18 protein-coding genes are annotated in these 18628 nt (G+C 67.2%); 17 read left to right on the plus strand and 1 reads right to left on the minus strand.

The window, feature by feature from the left end; genetic code table 11:
* The first annotated feature begins 155 nt into the window (after positions 1-155).
* The 15 genes from QOL57_RS18365 (at position 156) to pncB (ending at position 16437) form a co-directional block, all read left to right on the plus strand.
* Complete coding sequence (locus QOL57_RS18365; protein WP_089241172.1) at positions 156-2018, plus strand: S8 family peptidase; 1863 nt, start codon at positions 156-158, stop codon at positions 2016-2018.
* 135 nt (positions 2019-2153) lie between these two features.
* Positions 2154-3875, plus strand: a complete 1722-nt coding sequence (gspE, locus tag QOL57_RS18370; RefSeq protein ID WP_089238679.1) for a type II secretion system ATPase GspE — start codon at positions 2154-2156, stop codon at positions 3873-3875.
* A 24-nt stretch (positions 3876-3899) separates the two neighbouring features.
* Entirely contained in the window at positions 3900-5120 is a 1221-nt protein-coding gene (locus QOL57_RS18375; RefSeq protein WP_089238681.1) for a type II secretion system F family protein, read from the plus strand.
* Between the two features lie 49 nt (positions 5121-5169).
* Positions 5170-5613: a type II secretion system major pseudopilin GspG gene (gene gspG / locus QOL57_RS18380; RefSeq protein WP_032951922.1), complete on the plus strand. Its 444-nt coding sequence runs from the start codon at positions 5170-5172 to the stop codon at positions 5611-5613.
* 6 nt (positions 5614-5619) lie between these two features.
* Positions 5620-6114: a GspH/FimT family pseudopilin gene (locus QOL57_RS18385; RefSeq protein ID WP_025876706.1), complete on the plus strand. Its 495-nt coding sequence runs from the start codon at positions 5620-5622 to the stop codon at positions 6112-6114.
* Positions 6111-6530: a prepilin-type N-terminal cleavage/methylation domain-containing protein gene (locus tag QOL57_RS18390; protein ID WP_089238683.1), complete on the plus strand. Its 420-nt coding sequence runs from the start codon at positions 6111-6113 to the stop codon at positions 6528-6530. Before QOL57_RS18385 ends, QOL57_RS18390 begins: the two co-directional genes overlap by 4 nt.
* Complete coding sequence (locus tag QOL57_RS18395) at positions 6527-7159, plus strand: type II secretion system protein J (RefSeq protein WP_089238685.1); 633 nt, start codon at positions 6527-6529, stop codon at positions 7157-7159. Before QOL57_RS18390 ends, QOL57_RS18395 begins: the two co-directional genes overlap by 4 nt.
* Positions 7156-8019, plus strand: coding sequence for a type II secretion system protein GspK (locus QOL57_RS18400; RefSeq protein ID WP_089238687.1), 864 nt, complete (start codon positions 7156-7158; stop codon positions 8017-8019). Before QOL57_RS18395 ends, QOL57_RS18400 begins: the two co-directional genes overlap by 4 nt.
* Positions 8016-9185: a PilN domain-containing protein gene (locus QOL57_RS18405; RefSeq protein ID WP_089238689.1), complete on the plus strand. Its 1170-nt coding sequence runs from the start codon at positions 8016-8018 to the stop codon at positions 9183-9185. The genes QOL57_RS18400 and QOL57_RS18405 overlap by 4 nt, the downstream gene beginning before the upstream one ends.
* Positions 9166-9879 carry a type II secretion system protein GspM gene (gspM, locus tag QOL57_RS18410; RefSeq protein ID WP_176429883.1) on the plus strand — a complete coding sequence of 238 codons (714 nt, stop codon included), beginning with the start codon at positions 9166-9168 and terminating at the stop codon, positions 9877-9879. The genes QOL57_RS18405 and gspM overlap by 20 nt, the downstream gene beginning before the upstream one ends.
* Entirely contained in the window at positions 9869-10657 is a 789-nt protein-coding gene (locus tag QOL57_RS18415) for a general secretion pathway protein GspN (RefSeq protein ID WP_089238693.1), read from the plus strand. The genes gspM and QOL57_RS18415 overlap by 11 nt, the downstream gene beginning before the upstream one ends.
* 9 nt (positions 10658-10666) lie before the next feature.
* Complete coding sequence (gene gspD / locus QOL57_RS18420) at positions 10667-12877, plus strand: type II secretion system secretin GspD (RefSeq protein ID WP_089238695.1); 2211 nt, start codon at positions 10667-10669, stop codon at positions 12875-12877.
* 564 nt (positions 12878-13441) lie between these two features.
* Positions 13442-14296: a glycosyltransferase gene (locus QOL57_RS18425; protein ID WP_089238697.1), complete on the plus strand. Its 855-nt coding sequence runs from the start codon at positions 13442-13444 to the stop codon at positions 14294-14296.
* Positions 14293-15132, plus strand: coding sequence for a glycosyltransferase family 2 protein (locus tag QOL57_RS18430; RefSeq protein WP_089238699.1), 840 nt, complete (start codon positions 14293-14295; stop codon positions 15130-15132). Before QOL57_RS18425 ends, QOL57_RS18430 begins: the two co-directional genes overlap by 4 nt.
* A 117-nt stretch (positions 15133-15249) precedes the next feature.
* Entirely contained in the window at positions 15250-16437 is a 1188-nt protein-coding gene (gene pncB / locus QOL57_RS18435) for a nicotinate phosphoribosyltransferase (RefSeq protein WP_089238701.1), read from the plus strand.
* Here pncB and QOL57_RS18440 read toward each other — a convergent pair.
* Positions 16428-16793, minus strand: a complete 366-nt coding sequence (locus QOL57_RS18440) for a type 1 fimbrial protein (protein ID WP_089238703.1) — start codon at positions 16791-16793, stop codon at positions 16428-16430. The genes pncB and QOL57_RS18440 overlap by 10 nt on opposite strands.
* Before the next feature lie 421 nt (positions 16794-17214).
* Here QOL57_RS18440 and QOL57_RS18445 point away from each other — a divergent pair, with 421 nt between their 5' ends.
* Both QOL57_RS18445 and QOL57_RS18450 read left to right on the plus strand, forming a co-directional pair.
* Complete coding sequence (locus QOL57_RS18445) at positions 17215-17754, plus strand: fimbrial protein (protein ID WP_049469455.1); 540 nt, start codon at positions 17215-17217, stop codon at positions 17752-17754.
* Positions 17755-17840: 86 nt separating this feature from the next.
* Positions 17841-18569: a molecular chaperone gene (locus QOL57_RS18450; RefSeq protein WP_089238705.1), complete on the plus strand. Its 729-nt coding sequence runs from the start codon at positions 17841-17843 to the stop codon at positions 18567-18569.
* Positions 18570-18628 lie beyond the last annotated feature (59 nt).

Genomic DNA, 18628 nt, shown 5'->3' on the forward strand with positions numbered 1-18628 from the left:
TCGGCACGTCGAGCAGTGAGCGCCAAAGGGGCGTGGCACGGCAACCCTGGTGGGCCAGCCAGGGCAGTCGCAGGGAGTGATGGCCGTAGTGAGCTCCGTCCGTGCAACGGGCGGAGAAGGAAAGCTCAACCATGACCTTGAAGAGGATTTCGAACGTGACCAAGAAGCAGACCCTTCGCATCAATGTGCTGGCTGCCGCCGTGCTGTCGTTGACTGTCGGCGTCGGTGCCGCCCATGCGACCGGACAGGGTGTGGCCAAGGAGCCGTCGCGCCTGGCCAGCGCTGCCCAGCAGAGCGTGGACGGCGTCATCATCAAGTATCGCAGCGGCACGGCCGCCTCCAGCGACCGCTCGGCCAAGCTGTCGGTGGTGCAGTCGGCGCTGTCGCGCGCCATCGTCAGCACCGGTACCACCAGCCGCGCTGCTGCGCTGGCCCCGCAGGTCGAGCGCAAGCTCGGCACCGGTGCCGACCTGGTCCGGCTGAAGTCCCGGCTTGGCAACGCCGACATGCAGAAGGTGCTGGCTGAACTGAATGCCGATCCGTCGGTGCAGTACGCCGTCGCCAACGTGCGCCTGCAGCGCTCGGAACTGCGTGCCTCCGACGCGCAGCCGTCGCTGGTGCCCAACGATCCGGACTACCAGCGCCTGCAGTGGAATTTCCACAACGCCACCGGTGGCGTGAACGCGCAGCCGGCATGGGACGTATCGCAGGGCGAAGGCGTGGTGGTGGCCGTGCTCGATACCGGCATCATCCCCAACGTGCCCGACTTCGGCAGCAACCTGCTGGAAGGCTACGATTTCATCAGTGACAAGGAAACCTCGCGCCGCCCGAACGACGGCCGCGCGCCCGGCGCCACCGACTACGGTGACTGGGTGGAAACGGCCAATGAGTGCTACACCGGCTCGCTGCCCGACGACAGCTCCTGGCACGGCACGCACGTAGCCGGTACCATCGCCGAAGTGGCCAACAACGGCTCGGCCGTAGCCGGCCTGGCCTACAAGGCCAAGGTCCTGCCGGTACGCGTGCTCGGCAAGTGCGGCGGCACCCTGGCCGACATCAGCGACGCCATCATCTGGGCCTCCGGCGGTACCGTGCAGGGCGTTCCGGCCAATGCCAATCCGGCCGAGATCATCAACATGAGCCTGGGCGGCGGCGGTGCCTGTGATGCCGCGTACCAGGATGCCATCAACGGTGCGGTCTCGCGCGGTACCCTGGTGGTCGTGGCCGCCGGCAACGAAACCGACAACGCCTCCAAGTACCGTCCGTCCAGCTGTGCGAATGTCGTTGCCGTGGGTGCGACGCGCGTGACCGGTGGCATCACCTACTACTCCAACTACGGCACGGTGGTCGACCTGGCAGCGCCGGGCGGTGGCGGCAGTGTGGATGGCAATCCGAACGGCTACATCTGGCAGATCGGCACCGACGCAACGCAGGGCCCGACCGGCGGCCAGTGGATCTACATGGGCAAGGGCGGCACGTCGATGTCCTCGCCGCATGTTGCCGCCGTGGCCGCCATGGTGCAGAGCGCGTTGATCGCCAAGGGCAAGGAGCCGTTGGCCCCGGCCGCACTGGAAGCGCTGCTGAAGCAGAGCGCGCGCAAGTTCCCGGTGACCATCCCGGCGGCCACCCCGATCGGCACCGGCATCCTCGATGCCAAGGCCGCGCTGGATGCCGCGCTGAAGGAGCCGTGCACCGAGAACTGCGAGCCGGAAGGCATTCCGCTGACCAACAAGGTGACCGTGGGTGGGCTGACCGGTGCGGCCGCCAGCGAAACCGTCTACACCTTCGAAGCGGCGGCCGGCAAGACGCTGAGCGTGCTGACCTACGGCGGCAGCGGCAACGTGTCGGTGTATCTGGCGCAGGGCCGCGTGCCCACCGCGACCGACAACGATGCCAAGTCGACCCGCCCGGGCAATACCGAAACCGTGCGCGTAGCCAAGCCGGTGGCCGGTACCTACTACATCAAGGTGGTAGGTGAGGCCGCTTACAGCGGGGTGAGCATCCTGGCGACCCAGTAATCAACGACTGTCGTAAATGAATAAGCGAGGCCCGTCACCTGTGTGACGGGCCTCGTCTTTTTACGAAAGAAGAATCGGAGAGGGTGGAAACCACGGCTTAACTGCTAAAGTCGGGACGATCCACAGGAGAGTCACGTGAACGCGCTCGCTGCCACCGCCATCGACGATACTGAAGGCCGCATCCTCGATGCGCTGCTGGCACGTGGTCGGCTCAAGGAAGGAGATCTGGCGCGTGCGCGGCCGCTGCATGCCGAGGCCGGTGGCAGCCTGCTCGGCCTGCTGGTCCGGCTTGGGCTGGTGTCCGAACGTGACCAGGCGCAGGCCAGCGCCGATGTGCTGGGCCTGCCGCTGCTGGAAGGACGGCAGCTGCCTGAGTCGCCGCCGCAGGCACTGGCCGAAGGCCTGCCGCTGTCGCTGCGCTTCCTCAAGCAGTTCCACGTATGCCCGCTGGCGCTGGATGAACACGGCGTGCAGCTGTGGCTGGCCGACGCCCACGATCCGTACCCGCAGCAGGCCGTGCAGCTGGCACTGGGTGTGCCGGTCAGGCCGCTGCTGGGCATGCGCGCGGAGATCGATGACCTGGTCGAGCGCTGGTTCGGCCAGGGCCGCAGCGCGATGGGGGCGATCGTGGAAACCGCCGATGGCGAAGGCGGTGCAGTGGACGATATCGAGCACCTGCGCGATCTCGCCTCGGAAGCGCCGGTGATCCGCCTGGTCAACCTGGTGATCCAGCGCGCGGTCGAACTGCGCGCATCGGACATCCACGTCGAGCCTTTCGAGAACCGGCTCAAAGTGCGTTACCGCGTCGATGGCGTGCTGGTCGAAGGCGAGAGCCCGCCGGCCAACCTGACCGCCGCGGTGATCAGCCGCATCAAGATCATGGCCCGGCTCAACATCGCCGAGCGCCGCCTGCCGCAGGACGGCCGCATCATGCTGCGCGTGCAGGGCAAGGAACTGGACCTGCGTGTCAGCACGGTGCCCACCGCGCACGGCGAAAGCGTGGTGATGCGCCTGCTCGATCGCGAGACGGTGGTGTTCGACTTCCACCGGTTGGGCTTCACCGATGCCTTCCTGCCGCAGTTCCGCAAGGTGCTTGAACAGCCGCACGGCATCCTGCTGGTGACCGGCCCCACCGGTTCGGGCAAGACCACCACGCTGTACACCGCGCTGAGCCAGCTCAACACCGCCGACGTCAAGATCATCACCGTTGAAGATCCGGTCGAGTACCAGATCGAGGGCATCAACCAGATCCAGGCCAAGCCGCAGATCGGGCTGGATTTCGCCAATGCGCTGCGCAGCATCGTGCGCCAGGATCCGGACATCATCATGATCGGCGAAATGCGCGACCTGGAAACCGCGCGCATCGCGATCCAGTCGGCGTTGACCGGCCATCTGGTGCTGTCCACGCTGCATACCAACAATGCGGCTGGCGGCATCACCCGCCTGCTGGATATGGGCGTGGAAGACTATCTGCTCACCTCCACCATCAACGGCATCCTCGCCCAGCGCCTGGTGCGCCGGCTGGAGCCGACCCACGCCGAGCGCTACGAAGCCTCGCCGGAAGAAATCGAGCGCTTCGACCTGCGTCGCCTGCAGCCGCAGGGAACGATCCACCTGTATCGGCCGAAGCCGTCGGCGCTGGCGCCGACCGGCTACCTGGGGCGCACCACCATCATGGAATTCCTGGTGATGAACGACGCGCTGCGGCGTGCGGTGATGCGTCGCGATGGCATGGGGGAAATCGAACGCATCGCCCGTGAAGCCGGCATGCGCACCATGTACGAGGACGGCCTGAGCAAGGCCCTCAGCGGGCAGACGACCCTTGAGGAAGTCCTGCGCGTGACCGAGGAAGGCTGATGCGCGCAGGACGCAGGGGCTGACATGCCGAACTATCGCTACAAGGCGCTCAATACGCACGGCGAGATCTTCGACGGGCAGATGGAAGCGGCCAGCGAGGCCGAGCTGGTCGCTCGCCTGCAGGACCAGGGCCATCTGCCGATGGAAACGCAGCTGGCCGACGGTGGTGCGGTTGGCGGCAGCAGCCTGCGCGGCCTGTTCCGCCAGCGTCCGCTGCAGGGTGCGGCACTGCTGCAGTTCACCCAGCAGCTGGCGACGCTGCTCGGTGCCGGGCAGCCGCTGGACCGCGCGCTGTCGATCCTGCTCAGCCTGCCCGAAGACGAGCGCTCGCGCCGTGCGATCACCGACATCCGCGACGTGGTGCGCGGTGGCGCGCCGCTGTCGACCGCGCTGGAACGCCAGCACGGCCTGTTCTCGCGCCTGTACGTGAACATGGTGCGCGCCGGTGAAGCCGGTGGCAGCCTGCACGACACCCTGCAACGCCTGGCCGATTACCTCGAGCGCAGCCGTGCGCTGCAGGGCAAGGTGATCAACGCGCTGGTGTACCCGGCGATCCTGCTGGTGGTGGTGGGCGGCGCGCTGCTGTTCCTGCTGGGCTATGTGGTGCCGCAGTTCGCACAGATGTACGAAAGCCTGGACGTGGCGTTGCCGTGGTTCACCAACCTGGTGCTGCAGCTGGGCCTGTTCGTACGCGACTGGTGGGTGCTGCTGCTGGTGGTGCCGGGCGTGCTGCTGCTGTTGTTCGAACGCAAGGCGCGGCAGCCCGCGTTCCGGCTGGCGCTGGATGGCTGGCTGCTGCAGCGCCGCGGCATCGGCCGCCTGCTGGGCGAACTGGAAACCGCGCGGCTGGCGCGCACCCTGGGGACATTGCTGCGCAACGGCGTGCCGCTGCTGGCGGCGCTGGGCATCGCCCGCAACGTACTCGGCAACCGCGCGCTGGCGGCCGATCTGGAAACCGCGGCCGACGAGGTCAAGAACGGCACCGGCCTGTCGCTGGCGCTGTCGCGTGGCAAGCGCTTTCCCCGGCTGGCCCTGCAGATGATCCAGGTCGGTGAGGAGTCCGGCGCGCTCGATACCATGCTGCTGAAAGCTGCTGATACTTTCGAACAGGACAGTGCCCGCCGCATCGACCGCCTGCTGGCGGCGATGGTGCCGGCGATCACCCTGGTGCTGGCCTCGGTGGTCGGTGCGGTGATCGTGGCCGTGCTGGTGCCGTTGTACGACCTCACCAACGCCATCGGCTGACGATGGCCTCCTTCGCAACCCCGACATCCCGTACCTGAAAGGACCGACCATGATTGCTTCCCGTCGACCGATCCGCCTTTCCTTCACCGCCGCACGCCACCAGTCGGGCATGAGCCTGCTGGAGATCATCATCGTCATCGTGCTGATCGGCGCGGTGCTGACCCTGGTCGCCAGCCGCGTGCTCGGCGGCGCCGATCGCGGCAAGGCCAACATCGCCAAGGCGCAGGTGCAGACCGTTGCCTCCAAGGTCGACAACTACCAGATCGACACCGGCAAGCTGCCTGCCTCGCTCAACGACCTGGTGACCGCGCCGGCCGGCGTCGGTGGCTGGCTGGGCCCGTATGCCAAGCCCGCCGACCTCAACGACCCGTGGGGCCACGCGCTGGAGTACCGCGCACCGGGCGAAGGCCAGGCGTATGAGCTGATCAGCCTGGGCAAGGATGGCAAGGCCGGCGGCAGCAGCGTCGACGCTGACATCCGCTACCAGCCGTAAGCACGCATGCTGCTTTTCCTGCCGCGCCGGGTGTCCCGCCCGCGCCTGCACGGCAGGCGCGCAGCGGGCCTGTCGCTGCTGGAAATGCTGCTGGTGATCGCGTTGATCGCGGCCATCGGCCTGATCACCGCCGCTGGCATGTCGCGCGGCTTTGCCGGCATGCAGCTGCGCAGTGCCGGCAAGGACATCGCCAACCAGCTGCGCATGGTGCGCGCGCAGGCGATTGCCCGCGGTGAGCCGCAGCGCTTCGTGATCGAACCGGCACAGCATCGCTGGCAGGGCGCCAGCCAGCGCCACGGTGAAGTGCCGGCCAAGCTGAAAGTGCAGTTCGAAGGTGCCGCGCAGCTGGCCACCGCACCCGGTCAGGGCGTGATCGAATTCCATCCCGACGGTGGCTCCAGCGGCGGCCGCATCCGCTTGCAGCTGGAGAGCGCCGAGTGGCGAATCGATGTGGGCTGGTTGACCGGTGAAGTCCGTTCCGGACCATGGCGGGCGCAATGAGGTCGCGCGCCCGTGGATTCACCCTGCTTGAAGTGATCGTTGCCTTCGCACTGCTTGGGTTGGCACTGACGCTGTTGCTCGGCAGCCTGTCCGGTGGCGCGCGCCAGGTGCGTGATGCCGAGCTGCGCACGCGCGCTGTGCTGCACGCGCAGTCGTTGCTGGCTGCCGCTGGCGTGGAAACGCCACTGCAGGCCGGCAGCCAACAGGGCGAGTGGGGGCAGGGGCGATATCACTGGCAGCTGCAGGTGCAGCCCTGGGCCGAGCCGCGCAGTGGTGCGCTGCCCGCTGCGCAGTCGCCGGGCGCACCGTGGCTGGCGGAACTGCAGCTGCAGGTGCGCTGGGGCGACAGCGAGCGCGAGCAGTTGCGCTGGCGTAGCCTGCGTCTGTTGCCGCCTGCGCTGGAGAATGCGCGATGAGGCGCCGCGCGCGGGGCTTCACCCTGATCGAAGTCATGCTGGCCACGGTGCTGCTGGCCGGCGGCCTGGCGTTGGCGTTCGCCAGCGTGCGCTCGGCGATGGCGATCAGCCAGCGCGGTGAGCAGATCGCCGCGCAGAGCGAACGCATGCGCGCAGTGCAGGCTCTGCTGCGACGCCAGCTCGCCAGTGCCCTGCGCAGCCCGTTGGAAGTCCCCGATCCCACCCGCGAACCGGTGTTCTTCCAGGGCGACGATCGGGGCATGCAGTTCGTAGCCGACCTTCCGGGCTATCTCGGTCGCGGCGGCCCGTACCTGCATGCGCTGCAGGTGGATGGCGCAGCCGGCCACCGCCGCTTGCTGCTGGAGCTGGTGCTGCTGCAGGAAGGCGAGCGCATCGAAGAGAACCCGCCGCGCCCGCCCGAAGTGCTGGCGGAGGACTTGAAGGACGTACGGCTGCGCTATCGCGGTGTCGACGCCAGCAACGGGCAGATGACCGAATGGTTGCCCCGCTGGGATGACACCCGGCGCCTGCCGTTGTTGGTGGAAGTGCAGATCGTGCCAAGCAGGGGCACGCCGTGGCCGCCGCTGGTGGTGGCACTGCGCGCCGGCGGCAGTGGAGGTGCGCGATGAAGCGTCCACGCGGTGCCGCGCTGGTACTGGTGCTGTGGCTGATCGCGCTGATGACCGCGCTGGTCGGCGCCTTTGCGCTCAGCGCACGGGTCGAACACCTGCAGCAGCGGGTGCTCGGTGATGATGCACGCGGCCAGGAGCGCGCCCGCGCGGGCCTGGAATACGCGCTGCTGCGGCTGCAGCCAGACCCGCAGCGTCCGCCGTGGCAGGCCGACGGCCGCGCCTATCGCTGGCAGTTCGACGACGCACGCATCGAGATCCGAGTGCTGGACGAGAACGGCAAGATCAACCTCAACTTGGCGGATGCGGCACTGCTGTCCGCATTCATGCAGGCACTGGGCGAGCCGGCTGAAACCGCCAGGCAGTTGGCCGGCGCGATCATCGACTGGCGCGACGAAGACAGCCTGCTGCAGCCCGGTGGCGGTGCCGAGGCGCCCGAGTACGCCGCCGCAGGCCTGCCCTATGGCCCGCGCAACAAGCGCTTTGAAACCCTGGGCGAACTGCAGCGGGTGCTGGGAATGCGCGGGTCGCTGTATGCCGCGATGCTGCCGCACCTGACGCTCTACAGCCGGCAGGCGCGCCCGGATCCACGCTTCGCCAGTGGCCCGGTGTTGACGGCAATGGGCCTGGATGCGGAACAACTGCTGGCGCAACGCGCCCAGCAGGAGCGTGACGGAGATAACGCTGCGGGTGCATCGGCGCTTGCCAGCAGCAGTGGCACCTATAGTATCGAGTCCCGCGCCACTGACGGCAGCGGACGCCTGTCGGTGCTGCAGGCGGTGGTGCGCAACGGATCGGGCGGGGTGCCCGGCCGGACCTACACAGTGCTTCGCTGGGAGCAGGGAATGGCAGCAAGATGACGGCTTGGCAGGACAGTCTGCGGCAGGTGCAGGGCCAGATCGGCCCCGGTGCCGGCCGTTTCCTGCGCTGGTGGCGGCAGTCGTTGCTGGCCTGGGTGCCGATGCGCTGGCAATGGGCGCTGGGCTGGTCGCAGACCCGCCTGCTGCTGCAGTGCGAAGACGGGCAACTGCAGGTCTGGCGCGAAACCGGTGACGGCCTCGAGCCCGTGGCCCGTCTTCCGTGGCCGCTGCAACCGGCGGACCTGGACCGCGTGCTGGAGCCGCGCCTGCGTAGCCTGCCACGGGTGTGGCTGCTGCCCGCCGGGCAGGTCCTGCGGCGCACGCTGCGTCTGCCCGCCGCGGCCGGTGACCGCCTGCGTGCGGTGGTCGGCTACGAGATCGACCGGCAGACACCGTTCGAAGCCAGCCAGGTCAGCTATGACATCCGTGAACTGGGCAGTGCCGGCGAAGGCCTGCTGCAGGTGGAACTGGTGGCCTGGCCGCTGCGTCAGCTCGATGACTGGCGCGCGCAGATCGGCGACTGGGCAGATGTGTTGGCCGGTGTCGATGCGATAGATGCACAGGGCCGCGCGCTGCAGGTCAACCTGCTGCCGCCCGCGCAGCGTCAACAGCGGCCGGACCCGATGCGGCGCTGGAACCTGCTGCTTGCCGCAGCGGCGCTGGTGATGCTGGTGCTGGCGGCGATGCAGCTGCTGGACAACCGCCGCGCTGCTGTCGATGCGCTGCGCGAAGACGTCGAGCGCAGCGCCCGCAGCGCGCGTGGCGTCGCCAGCGAACGCAGCCAGCTGCAGGCGCTGCTGGATGGAGCGGCGTTCCTGGAAACACAACGCAACCAGCGCGCCAGTACCGTCGAAGTGTGGAATGAGCTGACCCGGCGCCTGCCCGATGGCACCTATCTGGAAAAATTGGCGATCGAGAACAACAGCCTGCAGCTGATCGGCCTCAGCAGCGAAGCATCGCAGCTGGTTCCGCTGCTGCAGGACGCGCCGCAATGGCGCAAGGTCAACCTCACCGGCGTGCTGCAGGCCGATGGTGCCGCCAGTGGCCGCGACCGCTTCACCCTGACCGCCGAGCTGCAGCCATTGCCTTCGGCCGCACCTGCGCCCGCAGCCGCCGCGACTGAAACCACGGAGGCGGCCCATGCCGATGCCAAGCGCACGCCGTGACCGCTGGCTGGCACTGGCACTGCTGTTGGCAGTGCTGGGCCTGGCCTACCTGCTGCTGGTGCACCCGTGGTTCACCCAGCCATTGCTCGCGATCGACGCCGATGCCGCTGCCCTGCGCGAACGCCAGCAGCGCGTACAGGCGCAGCTGCAGCAGCAGCCGCAGATCGAACAGCGGCTGCGCGCGACCCGCGACGCCCTGCAGCAGCGCCCGGGGTTCCTGCAGGAAGCCACCGCCGAGGCCGCTGCGGCCGCGCTCGGCGCACGCCTGCAGGATGCGGTGGCGATGGCCAGCCCGGGCAACCGCAGCTGCACCATCAGCAACCGCACGCCATTGAGCGATAACCGTCGCGATGCCGCCTTCGTCCGCGTGGCCATGCAGGTGCGCCTGCGCTGTGGCGTGGCCGAACTGGCCACCGTGCTGCATAGCCTTGAGACCGGCAGCCCGCGCCTGTTCGTGGACAACCTCAACCTGATCGCACAGCGCTTCCAGCAATCGCCGAACGAATCCGGCCTCGGTCTCGATGTGTCCTTCGAGCTGGCCGGCTACCTGTTGCCAGGTGCGGCTGCCGATCCCTCGGAAGCGCCCGTGGCCACGCCACCTGCAGCGGCGCCGGTGGTGTCGCCGCCGGCACCTGTGCCGGCACCGGCGGAGCAGCCTGCTGCCGATGCGCAGGAGGTGGCCGATGAAGCTTGAACAGATCAACCTGCGCACCGGGCTGTTGCTGGCGCTGGCCGGATGGGCCGCTGCGACCTGGCTGGCCACCGGCTTCGGCCTGGGCAGCCAGCTGCCAACGGTCAGCGCAGAGGGCGACGCCCAGGCCGCGCTGCCGGCGTTGCCTGTGCTGGCGCCCGAACGCATGGCCGGCGCAGACAGCTACAGCGTGATCAGCGAACGGCCCCTGTTCGCCGAAGACCGCAAGCCGCGCCCGTATCTGCTGGGGGGCAGCGAAGCCGCCGCCAGTCCCGCGCTGCGCCTGACCGGCGTGCTGCTCACCCGTGATTTCAGCATGGCCACCTTCACCACCGAGCAGGGCCGCTCGCTGCGCCTGCGCCTCAATGGTGATGCCGTCGATGGCTGGCAACTGGTCGCATTGGAACCGCGCCAGGCCACGGTGATCGGCTCCAGTGGCAGCCAGGTGCTGGAACTGGCCGTGTTCAATGGCCAGGGCGGTGAAGCGCCGACGGTCCTGCGCGGGGCCAATGGCGCACCGCCTGTGCCCGGCGCGGTGGTTCCGCCGCCGCCGCCACAGCCGGCGCCCAGCCAGACCCAGCCCAACCCACGTGCCACCGATGGCAACGTGGCTCCCGCGTCACCTGCACCGGCCGCGGCCGCCGCGCCACCTGCCAACACCAACGGTCCCAGCGAAGCGCAGATGCAGGCCATCCGCGAACGCATCCAGGCCCGCCGCCGTCAGCTGCAGCAACAGCAGCAACAACCGTCGCCGCCCCCGGGCGATGGCACCAACCGATAGAGTGAATGCATGAATCTGCGTTTTCTTCCCTGGTCCCTTGCCCTGACACTGCTGGTCGGCTGCAGCACCGTGTCCGCCCCGCATGTGCAACGCAACGGCAACCTGCAGCCATCGGCCAGCGCCGGTCAGGCCGCCACCGATGCGCAGACCGAAGCGGCCGATCAAGCCCAGGGGACGCCGCAGGCGGTGATCCGCCGTGGCACCGGCACCATGATCAACCGCGAGGCCGCGCGCAAGCCGTCGCCCGCGTTGCATGCGGCCAGCTCCGGCGAAGCCACCTTCAACTTCGAGGGCGAGTCGGTACACGCGGTGGTCAAGGCCATCCTCGGTGACATGCTCGGCCAGAACTACGTGATCGCCCCGGGGGTGCAAGGCACGGTGACCCTGGCCACGCCCAAGCCGGTATCGCCGGCACAGGCACTGAACCTGCTGGAGATGGTGCTGGGCTGGAACAACGCCCGCATGGTCTACAGCGGTGGCCGTTACAACATCGTCGCCGCCGACCAGGCACTGGCCGGCACCGTGGCGCCGAGCACCGCGCCCGCCTCCAGCGCACGCGGCTTTGAAGTGCGCGTGGTGCCGCTGCAGTTCATCTCCGCCACCGAGATGAAGAAGGTGCTGGAGCCCTATGCGCGGCCCAATGCCATCGTCAACGTCGACAGCGGCCGCAACGTGATCACCCTGGGCGGTACCCGTGCCGAACTCGAGAACTACCTGCATACCGTCGAAATCTTCGACGTCGACTGGCTCTCGGGGATGTCGGTGGGCGTCTTCCCGATCCAGTCCGGCAAGGCCGAGCAGGTCGCGGCCGATCTGGAGAAGGTGTTCGGCGAAGAGAGCAAGACGCCCAGCGCCGGCATGTTCCGTTTCCTGCCGCTGGAAAACGCCAACGCCGTGCTGGTGATCACCCCGCAGGTGCGCTACCTGGACCAGATCCAGCAGTGGCTGGACCGCATCGATACCGCCGGTGGCAGCGCGCGCCTGTTCTCGCATGAACTGCGTTACATCAAGGCCCGCGATCTGGCCGAACGCCTCAGCGAAGCCTTTGCCAGCAGCGGCAACCGTAGCGGCGCCGGCTCGGCATCGCTGGCACCAGGCGCCATTCCGTCGCAGCTGGGCAGCGATGGCGAGCGCGGCATGGACGCCAACAACGGCAGCAGCTTCAACAACCAGGTCGGCGGCAGCAGCAGCGGTAGTGGCAGCAGCGCCGGCAGCCTGAACCTGCCGCAGCGCCAGTCGGGCAACGTCAGCATCAGCCTGGAAGTGGAAGGCGATCGTGTCGGCGTGTCGGCGGTGGAGGAAACCAATACGCTGCTGGTGCGTTCGACGCCGCAGGCGTGGCGCTCGATCCGCGAGGTGATCGAAAAGCTGGATGTGATGCCGTTGCAGGTGCACATCGAGGCGCAGGTGGCCGAAGTCGGGCTGACCGGCGACCTGAAGTACGGCGTGAACTGGTACTTCGACAACGCCGTAGCAGGGCGCGCGCTGACCGGAGCGTTGGCTGGGCTGTCCCTGCCGGCGGCGGCTGGCGGCTCCTGGAACACCTTCGCCGGTGCGGTGACCGGCACCGATGGCGCCGGTTGGGCATTTACCGGGCACAACGGTGCGGCCGTGGTCAGCGCACTGGACAAGGTCACCGACGTGCGCCTGCTGCAGACGCCCTCGGTGTTCGTGCGCAACAACGCCGAAGCCACGCTCAACGTGGGCGACAAGGTGCCGATCAACACCACCACGGTCAACACCGGCATCGGCACCAGCAGCTACAGCTCGGTGCAGTACATCGACACCGGCGTGATCCTGAAGGTGCGCCCGCGCGTAACCCGCGACGGCACGGTGTTCCTGGACATCGTGCAGGAGATCAGCAGCGCCTCCGACGTACCGGAGAACTGCAATCCGCAGGAACGCAACTGCAATCCGCGCATCTCCACCAAGAAGCTGGCCACCGAGGCAGCGGTGCAGAGCGGGGACACCATCATGCTGGCCGGCCTGATCACCGATTCGGCCACTGATGGCAGCAGCGGCATTCCCGGCCTCAGCCGGATTCCGGTGCTGGGTGCGCTGTTCGGCCAGAAGAGCCGCACCAGCCGTCGTTCGGAAGTGATCGTGCTGCTGACTCCGACCATCGTCCGCAACGGCCAGGAAGCACGCACCCTGACCGACGAATACAGCCAGCGCTTCCGCGCGATGGAGCCGCTGAACCAGCCGGGCTCAAAGAAGTAAGGGGTTCGGCCGGGCTGCGCCCGGCACCCGCCGAAGCCGAAGCAACAGTAACAGCAACAGCAACAGCGGGTTTACTGGGGGAGGGCGGGGCACTGTGGGTTTGCGGGGACGCCGTAAATACGTCCATGTAGGCTTGGTCGCCGCATCCATGCGGCTCACACCCCGCAAACCCACAGTGCCCCACCTTCGACAGTTTCCTGCTGCTGTTGGTAGGTGTCGACCTTGGTCGACACATCTTTCAGATATCGAAATACAGCAATGGGGTCAGATCCATTTTCCTGCGAAAACGGATCTGACCCCAAGAACCATTCCAACAGATCGCGGAAAACTGTCGAAGGCGGGGTGGGTCCGGTTGCGGGGGTGTCCGCGGCATGGATGCCGCGGCCAAGCCCCCAGGGATGGGTTTACGGCGTCCCCCGCAACCGGACCCACCCCGCCATCCCTCAGGAAACCCGCTTCGGCTGTTGCTTCGACCCTGGCTTGAAGCCTCTGCCGGTGCCGGGTGCAACCCGGCCGACACCCACCCGATGCTACGCTGTGGCCACCGACAACCACGGAGGCGGGATGGGGGCGATCGTGTTGTTGCCGCTGGGCGTGGACGACGCGGTACTTGACCGCTGCCTGGCCGCGCTCGATGCCGGTACCGCAGCGGGGACATCGATCTGGCTGGGCGATGACGCGCAGGCCGGGCCACGTGCACAGGCGGTGGTCGAACACTGGCTGGCACATACCCCGCTGCAGGCCGAATACACCCGCCGCGCCAGACCCCTCGGCGAGGTCGCCCATCTGGACGAAATGCTGCGTGCCTGCGATGGCCTGGACGTCGCGGTGCTGGCCCCGGACAGCGTGCCTGCACCGGGATGGCTGCAGCAGTTGCAGGCCACGTTCGCTCGTGACGCCGCCATCGCCACTGCCACGCCGTGGTGCAATGTGGGCGAAACCGCTGCGTGGCCACGGTTGGGCGAGCTCAACACCGAGCCGAGCGACCCGGCGCTGCTGGCCCACGTCTGCGCGGCGCTGCCGACCCTGCATCCTGAACTCCCCTCGGCAGTCACTCATGCGGTGCTGGTGCGCGCCAATGCGCGGCGGCGCGCCGGTGGCCTGGATGCAGAAAGCTACCTGGGCTGGAACGCGGCGCTGGTCGATCTGAGCCTGCGCATGGCCGGCCTCGGCTGGCGCAACGTGTTGTGCGAAAACGCCTTCGTCAGCCGTGCCAGTGAAGCGCCCAGCCGCGACGGCGATCTGGAGGCACTGGCCGCGCGCTGGCCGGGCTGGGTACCGCGGCTGGCTGACTTCCTGATGCATGATCCGCTGCACACGTTGCGCCAGGACCTGCAGCACAACCTGCAGCAGGCGATAATGCCGCGCGGGCAGGGCGACCTGTTCGTGCCGCCATCACCGCTGGAGCCGCCTGTTTGAATTCCGCCATTGCCGCCATCGTCGTCACCTACCAGAGCGGCAGCACCATCGATGCCTGCCTGTCGCGACTGCGCCAGGCGCAGGACGTGGCCGAGATCCGGGTGATCGACAACGGTTCGCTGGATGACACCCTGGAAGTCATACAGCGCCACGCCAGCCACGATCCGCGCGTGCGTTTCATCGCCAACCCGGACAACCCCGGTTTCGCCGCAGCCAACAACCAGGGCGTTGCCGATTCACGCAGCCCGTGGCTGGCCTTCATCAATCCCGACCTGATGGTCGAAATCGATACCCTCGCCGCACTGCGTGACCGCGCTGTTGCGGTGGGCGACAGTCTGCTGGGCGTGGAGCAGGTGGACGAGCACGGCCAGGCCGATGACGCGGTACGGCGTCGTGATCCGGACTTCCTTGCCATGCTGCGCTCGCCCGGTCGCGGCGCGCGGTTGGCCATTGCCCGTGACCCGGCGCAGCCGTTGCAGCAGGTTCCGGCATTGTCCGGTGCGCTGCTGCTGATGCCGCGCGCCTTGTTTGATCGCATCGGCGGCTGGGATGCCGGTTACCGGCTGCATGCCGAAGACCTGGACCTGTGCCGCCGCGTGCGTGAGGCAGGTGGCGTGGTCGCCATCGCCAACGACCTGAAGGTGACCCACGTGCGCGGGGTGTCCAGCCGTTCGCGCCCGTTCTTCGTGGAATGGCACAAGCATCGCGGGCTGTGGCGCTACTTCAGCAAGTTCGAAGCGTCGCAGCGGTCGTTGCCGGTGCGGGTGGCAGTGTGGGGCGCGATCTGGGCCCACGCCCTGGTGCAGGTGCCGAGACTGCTGCGCAGGTCGCTGTAACCCGCTGCCACAGGATCATCCACGCATGGCGTGGATCTACTGCAGAGCCGCACCGTGGGTGAGGGCGCCACCTCCCCGCGGACCCCGGTTCACCCCTACAGGCGCATAATTCCAGCCATGCCTATCATCCAGTCCCTGCTCGACACCGACCTGTACAAGTTCACCATGATGCAGGCGGTGCTGCACCAGCACCCCGGCGCGCAGGTTCAATACCGTTTCAAATGCCGCACCCCTGGTATCGAACTGGCCCGCTTCATCGACCAGATCGATGAGGAGATCGACCACCTGTGCAGCCTGCGCTTCAGCAATGAAGAGCTGGATTACATGCGTGGCCTGCGCTTCGTGAAGCCGGATTTCGCCGACTTCCTCGGCCTGTTCCACCTGGATCGCAAGTACATCCAGCTGCGTGCGTCGCAGACCGTGCCCGGTGAGATCGAACTGGACATCACCGGTCCATGGCTGCACACCATCCTGTTCGAAGTGCCGCTGCTGGCGATCATCAACGAAGTCTGGTTCCGCAACACCACCACGGCGGATTTCGCCGAAGGCGAACGCCGCCTGCAGGCCAAGGCCGCGCTGCTGCGCGATACCCCCGGCTTCGAACAGTGCCGCATCGCCGACTACGGCAGCCGCCGCCGCTATTCGCGCGACTGGCATGCACGCCTGCTGCCGCTGCTGCGCGACGCGCTGGGCCCGCAGTTGGTCGGCACCAGCAACGTGCACTTCGCCCGCCTGTACGGCATGACTCCGCACGGCACCATGGCCCACGAATACCTGCAGGCATTCCAGGCGCTGGGCCCGCGCCTGCGCGATTCGCAGGTAGCGGCACTTGAATCATGGGCGCGCGAGTACCGCGGCGACCTCGGCATCGCGCTGTCCGACGTGGTCGGGCTGGATGCGTTCCTGCGCGACTTCGACATGTATTTCTGCAAGCTGTTTGATGGCGTGCGCCATGATTCCGGCGACCCATTCGACTGGGGCGACCGCATGCTGGCCCACTTCCAGCAGCGCCGCGTCGACGCGCGCAGCAAGGTGCTGGTCTTCAGCGATGGGCTCGACATCACCAAGGTGATGCGCCTGTACGACTACTTCCGCGGCCGCTGCCAAGTGGCATTCGGCGTGGGTACCCATCTGACCAACGATCTGGGGCCGACCCCGCTCAACATCGTCATCAAGATGGTCCGCTGCAATGGCCAGCCGGTGGCCAAGCTCAGTGACTCACCGGGCAAGAGCATGTGCGATGACCCGGGTTACCTGTCCTACCTGCGGCAGGTGTTCGAACTGCCGGACCCGGCTCAGGGGTAGTCGACCACCACCAGATAGGCGCCTCGCAGCGGTTGGCGCTGGGAGGCTTCCAGGCGATAGCGCTCGGAGAACGACAGGTCCCCGGCACGCATCGTGCGTGCGGCCACGGCCAGCTGCTGGCCATGGCGGCCACCTTCGCGCAGCGTTGCCGTTTCACCTTCGCCCAGCGCCGTCACCGCCACCTTGGCGCCCTTGGCCGACGGCGGGCACGCTTCCAGGCTCAGCTCCTGCTGGGACAGGCGCGTCGTGCAGCCGGGATCGACGATGCGGCCGCTGAAGCGGACGCTTCCGCTGCTGGCCTGGGCCAGTGCGCTGACGGACATCAAGGCCACGCACAGCAGGATCGAGCTCTTCATGACACGTTCTCTGGTTCGGTGTGTCCTAGTTAGCGACAACCGCGAACAGTCATTGATAGGCAGTGTTTCGTTCTGCTAGGGCCATCACCCGAGAAGGGTGATGTGCGTCAAATAACGCCGTTTTTACCTGCAAATGCGCTCGACGATCGAGTGCCATTTACGTCGCATGCCAAGCCTGCCTTGGCTTCCCCGGCACCTTTCACTTCTTGGCTATCACGTCAATTTATTGGCGTCAAGATGTTGTGTTCATAAAAAATTATGAGAACTGGGTCACATTTATGCATATACTTGCGTCACGGATTCAGGGGGAGGTACATCCGAATCCGGCGACAGGTGAGACGCAAGGAAGGGTCCGATGCCCGGCAGTGCTCCTTGCTTCCTCCTCTACTTTCCATCTCTTCAGTAGGGTTAGGTACAAGCAATGCACAAGATCAAATTCATCGCGGTTCTGATGCTGGCTGCCGCTCCGCTGGCCGCCAATGCTGCCGACGGCACCATCACCTTCAACGGCAAGGTCACCGACAAGACCTGCACCATCTCGACCCCGGGTGGCAAGGACTTCTCTGTCAACCTGCCGACGGTCTCCAAGAGCACCCTGGCTGCCGCCGGTGCCGTCGCCGGTCGTACCCCGTTCGCGATCAACCTGACCAAGTGCAGCGCCGGCAACGTCGCTACCTACTTCGAGCCGGGTTCGACCGTTGACTTCAACAGCGGCCGCCTGAACAACCAGGCTGCGGCCAATGCTGCCGGCAACGTGCAGCTGCAGCTGCTGGGCTCGAACAACCAGTTCCTGCCGGTCAAGGCCTCGGGCGCCAACCAGGCCCAGGACAACTCGCAGTGGGTGACCGTTGCTGCCGATGGCACCGCTAACCTGAACTACTACGCTGAGTACTACGCGACTGCCGCCGCGACTGCCGGTGAAGTCACCAGCAACGTCAAGTACACGATCATCTACAACTGATCGTAGCCGTACCCCGCACTGGCCGGCGTACGCGCCGGCCAGTGCTTCGCGGCCCTTGGCCACACATCTCGAGCGTAGTAATTCCGATGAAAGCAATCTTTCCCCGGGCGCTGCTGCTGGCAGCGTTCACGCTGCCCTTCTGCCAGAACGCTCTGGCCGGCGTGGTGGTCAATGGCACGCGAGTGATCTACCCGGCGCAATCGCGCGAAGTCACCGTGCAGGTCGACAACGTGGGCGACTCGCCCGCGCTGGTGCAGGCGTGGGTCGACAGTGGCGACGCCAACCAGACCGCTGATACCAGTGATGCACCGTTCGTGCTGACGCCGCCGATCAGCCGTGTCGAGCCCGGTCGCAGCCAGGCGCTGCGCCTGATCTTCTCTGGCGCGCAGCTGCCGACCGATCACGAATCGGTGTTCTGGCTCAACGTGCTGGATGTGCCGCCGTCGCCGGAAAGCGCCGACAGCGGCGAACAGAACTACCTGCAGGTCGCGTTTCGTTCGCGCCTCAAACTTTTTTACCGGCCGCAGGGCCTGAAGGGCGTCGCCAACGACGCGCCTGCAGCACTGCGCTGGACCCGCAGCGGTGATCGCCTGCGGGTGGAAAACCCCAGTCCCTTCCACGTGACCCTGGCTGAAGTGCATGCCGTGACCGGCAGCGGCGAACGACCGGTCGAAGAGCAGGGAAAGATGGTTGCACCGAAGCAGAGCCTCGATTTCGCGGCTCCGGCCGGCATCGAGCAGGTCCGCTTCATCACCATCAACGACTACGGCGGCCGGGTCGAACACACGATCCGCCTGTCCGCTACCGGGGGCTGAAAGCGCCGCGTGGGCCATTGGCCTGCGCATCCCGCAACTGCCGCCGTGCGGCGAATTGA

This window comes from Stenotrophomonas sp. yr243, from assembly GCF_900184195.1.
GTDB classification, from domain to species: Bacteria; Pseudomonadota; Gammaproteobacteria; order Xanthomonadales; family Xanthomonadaceae; genus Stenotrophomonas; species Stenotrophomonas lactitubi.

Bases quoted from the DNA above. Each gene is read 5' to 3' on its own strand.
- QOL57_RS18390 (WP_089238683.1), top strand. From the start codon at position 6,111: ATGAGGTCGCGCGCCCGTGGATTCACCCTGCTTGAAGTGATCGTTGCC.
- gspM (WP_176429883.1), top strand. From the start codon at position 9,166: ATGCCAAGCGCACGCCGTGACCGCTGGCTGGCACTGGCACTGCTGTTG.
- QOL57_RS18415 (WP_089238693.1), top strand. From the start codon at position 9,869: ATGAAGCTTGAACAGATCAACCTGCGCACCGGGCTGTTGCTGGCGCTG.
- QOL57_RS18395 (WP_089238685.1), top strand. From the start codon at position 6,527: ATGAGGCGCCGCGCGCGGGGCTTCACCCTGATCGAAGTCATGCTGGCC.
- QOL57_RS18425 (WP_089238697.1), top strand. From the start codon at position 13,442: ATGGGGGCGATCGTGTTGTTGCCGCTGGGCGTGGACGACGCGGTACTT.
- gspD (WP_089238695.1), top strand. From the start codon at position 10,667: ATGAATCTGCGTTTTCTTCCCTGGTCCCTTGCCCTGACACTGCTGGTC.
- gspG (WP_032951922.1), top strand. From the start codon at position 5,170: ATGATTGCTTCCCGTCGACCGATCCGCCTTTCCTTCACCGCCGCACGC.
- QOL57_RS18375 (WP_089238681.1), top strand. From the start codon at position 3,900: ATGCCGAACTATCGCTACAAGGCGCTCAATACGCACGGCGAGATCTTC.
- QOL57_RS18385 (WP_025876706.1), top strand. From the start codon at position 5,620: ATGCTGCTTTTCCTGCCGCGCCGGGTGTCCCGCCCGCGCCTGCACGGC.
- QOL57_RS18400 (WP_089238687.1), top strand. From the start codon at position 7,156: ATGAAGCGTCCACGCGGTGCCGCGCTGGTACTGGTGCTGTGGCTGATC.
- QOL57_RS18440 (WP_089238703.1), bottom strand. From the start codon at position 16,793: ATGAAGAGCTCGATCCTGCTGTGCGTGGCCTTGATGTCCGTCAGCGCA.
- QOL57_RS18445 (WP_049469455.1), top strand. From the start codon at position 17,215: ATGCACAAGATCAAATTCATCGCGGTTCTGATGCTGGCTGCCGCTCCG.
- QOL57_RS18450 (WP_089238705.1), top strand. From the start codon at position 17,841: ATGAAAGCAATCTTTCCCCGGGCGCTGCTGCTGGCAGCGTTCACGCTG.
- QOL57_RS18405 (WP_089238689.1), top strand. From the start codon at position 8,016: ATGACGGCTTGGCAGGACAGTCTGCGGCAGGTGCAGGGCCAGATCGGC.
- pncB (WP_089238701.1), top strand. From the start codon at position 15,250: ATGCCTATCATCCAGTCCCTGCTCGACACCGACCTGTACAAGTTCACC.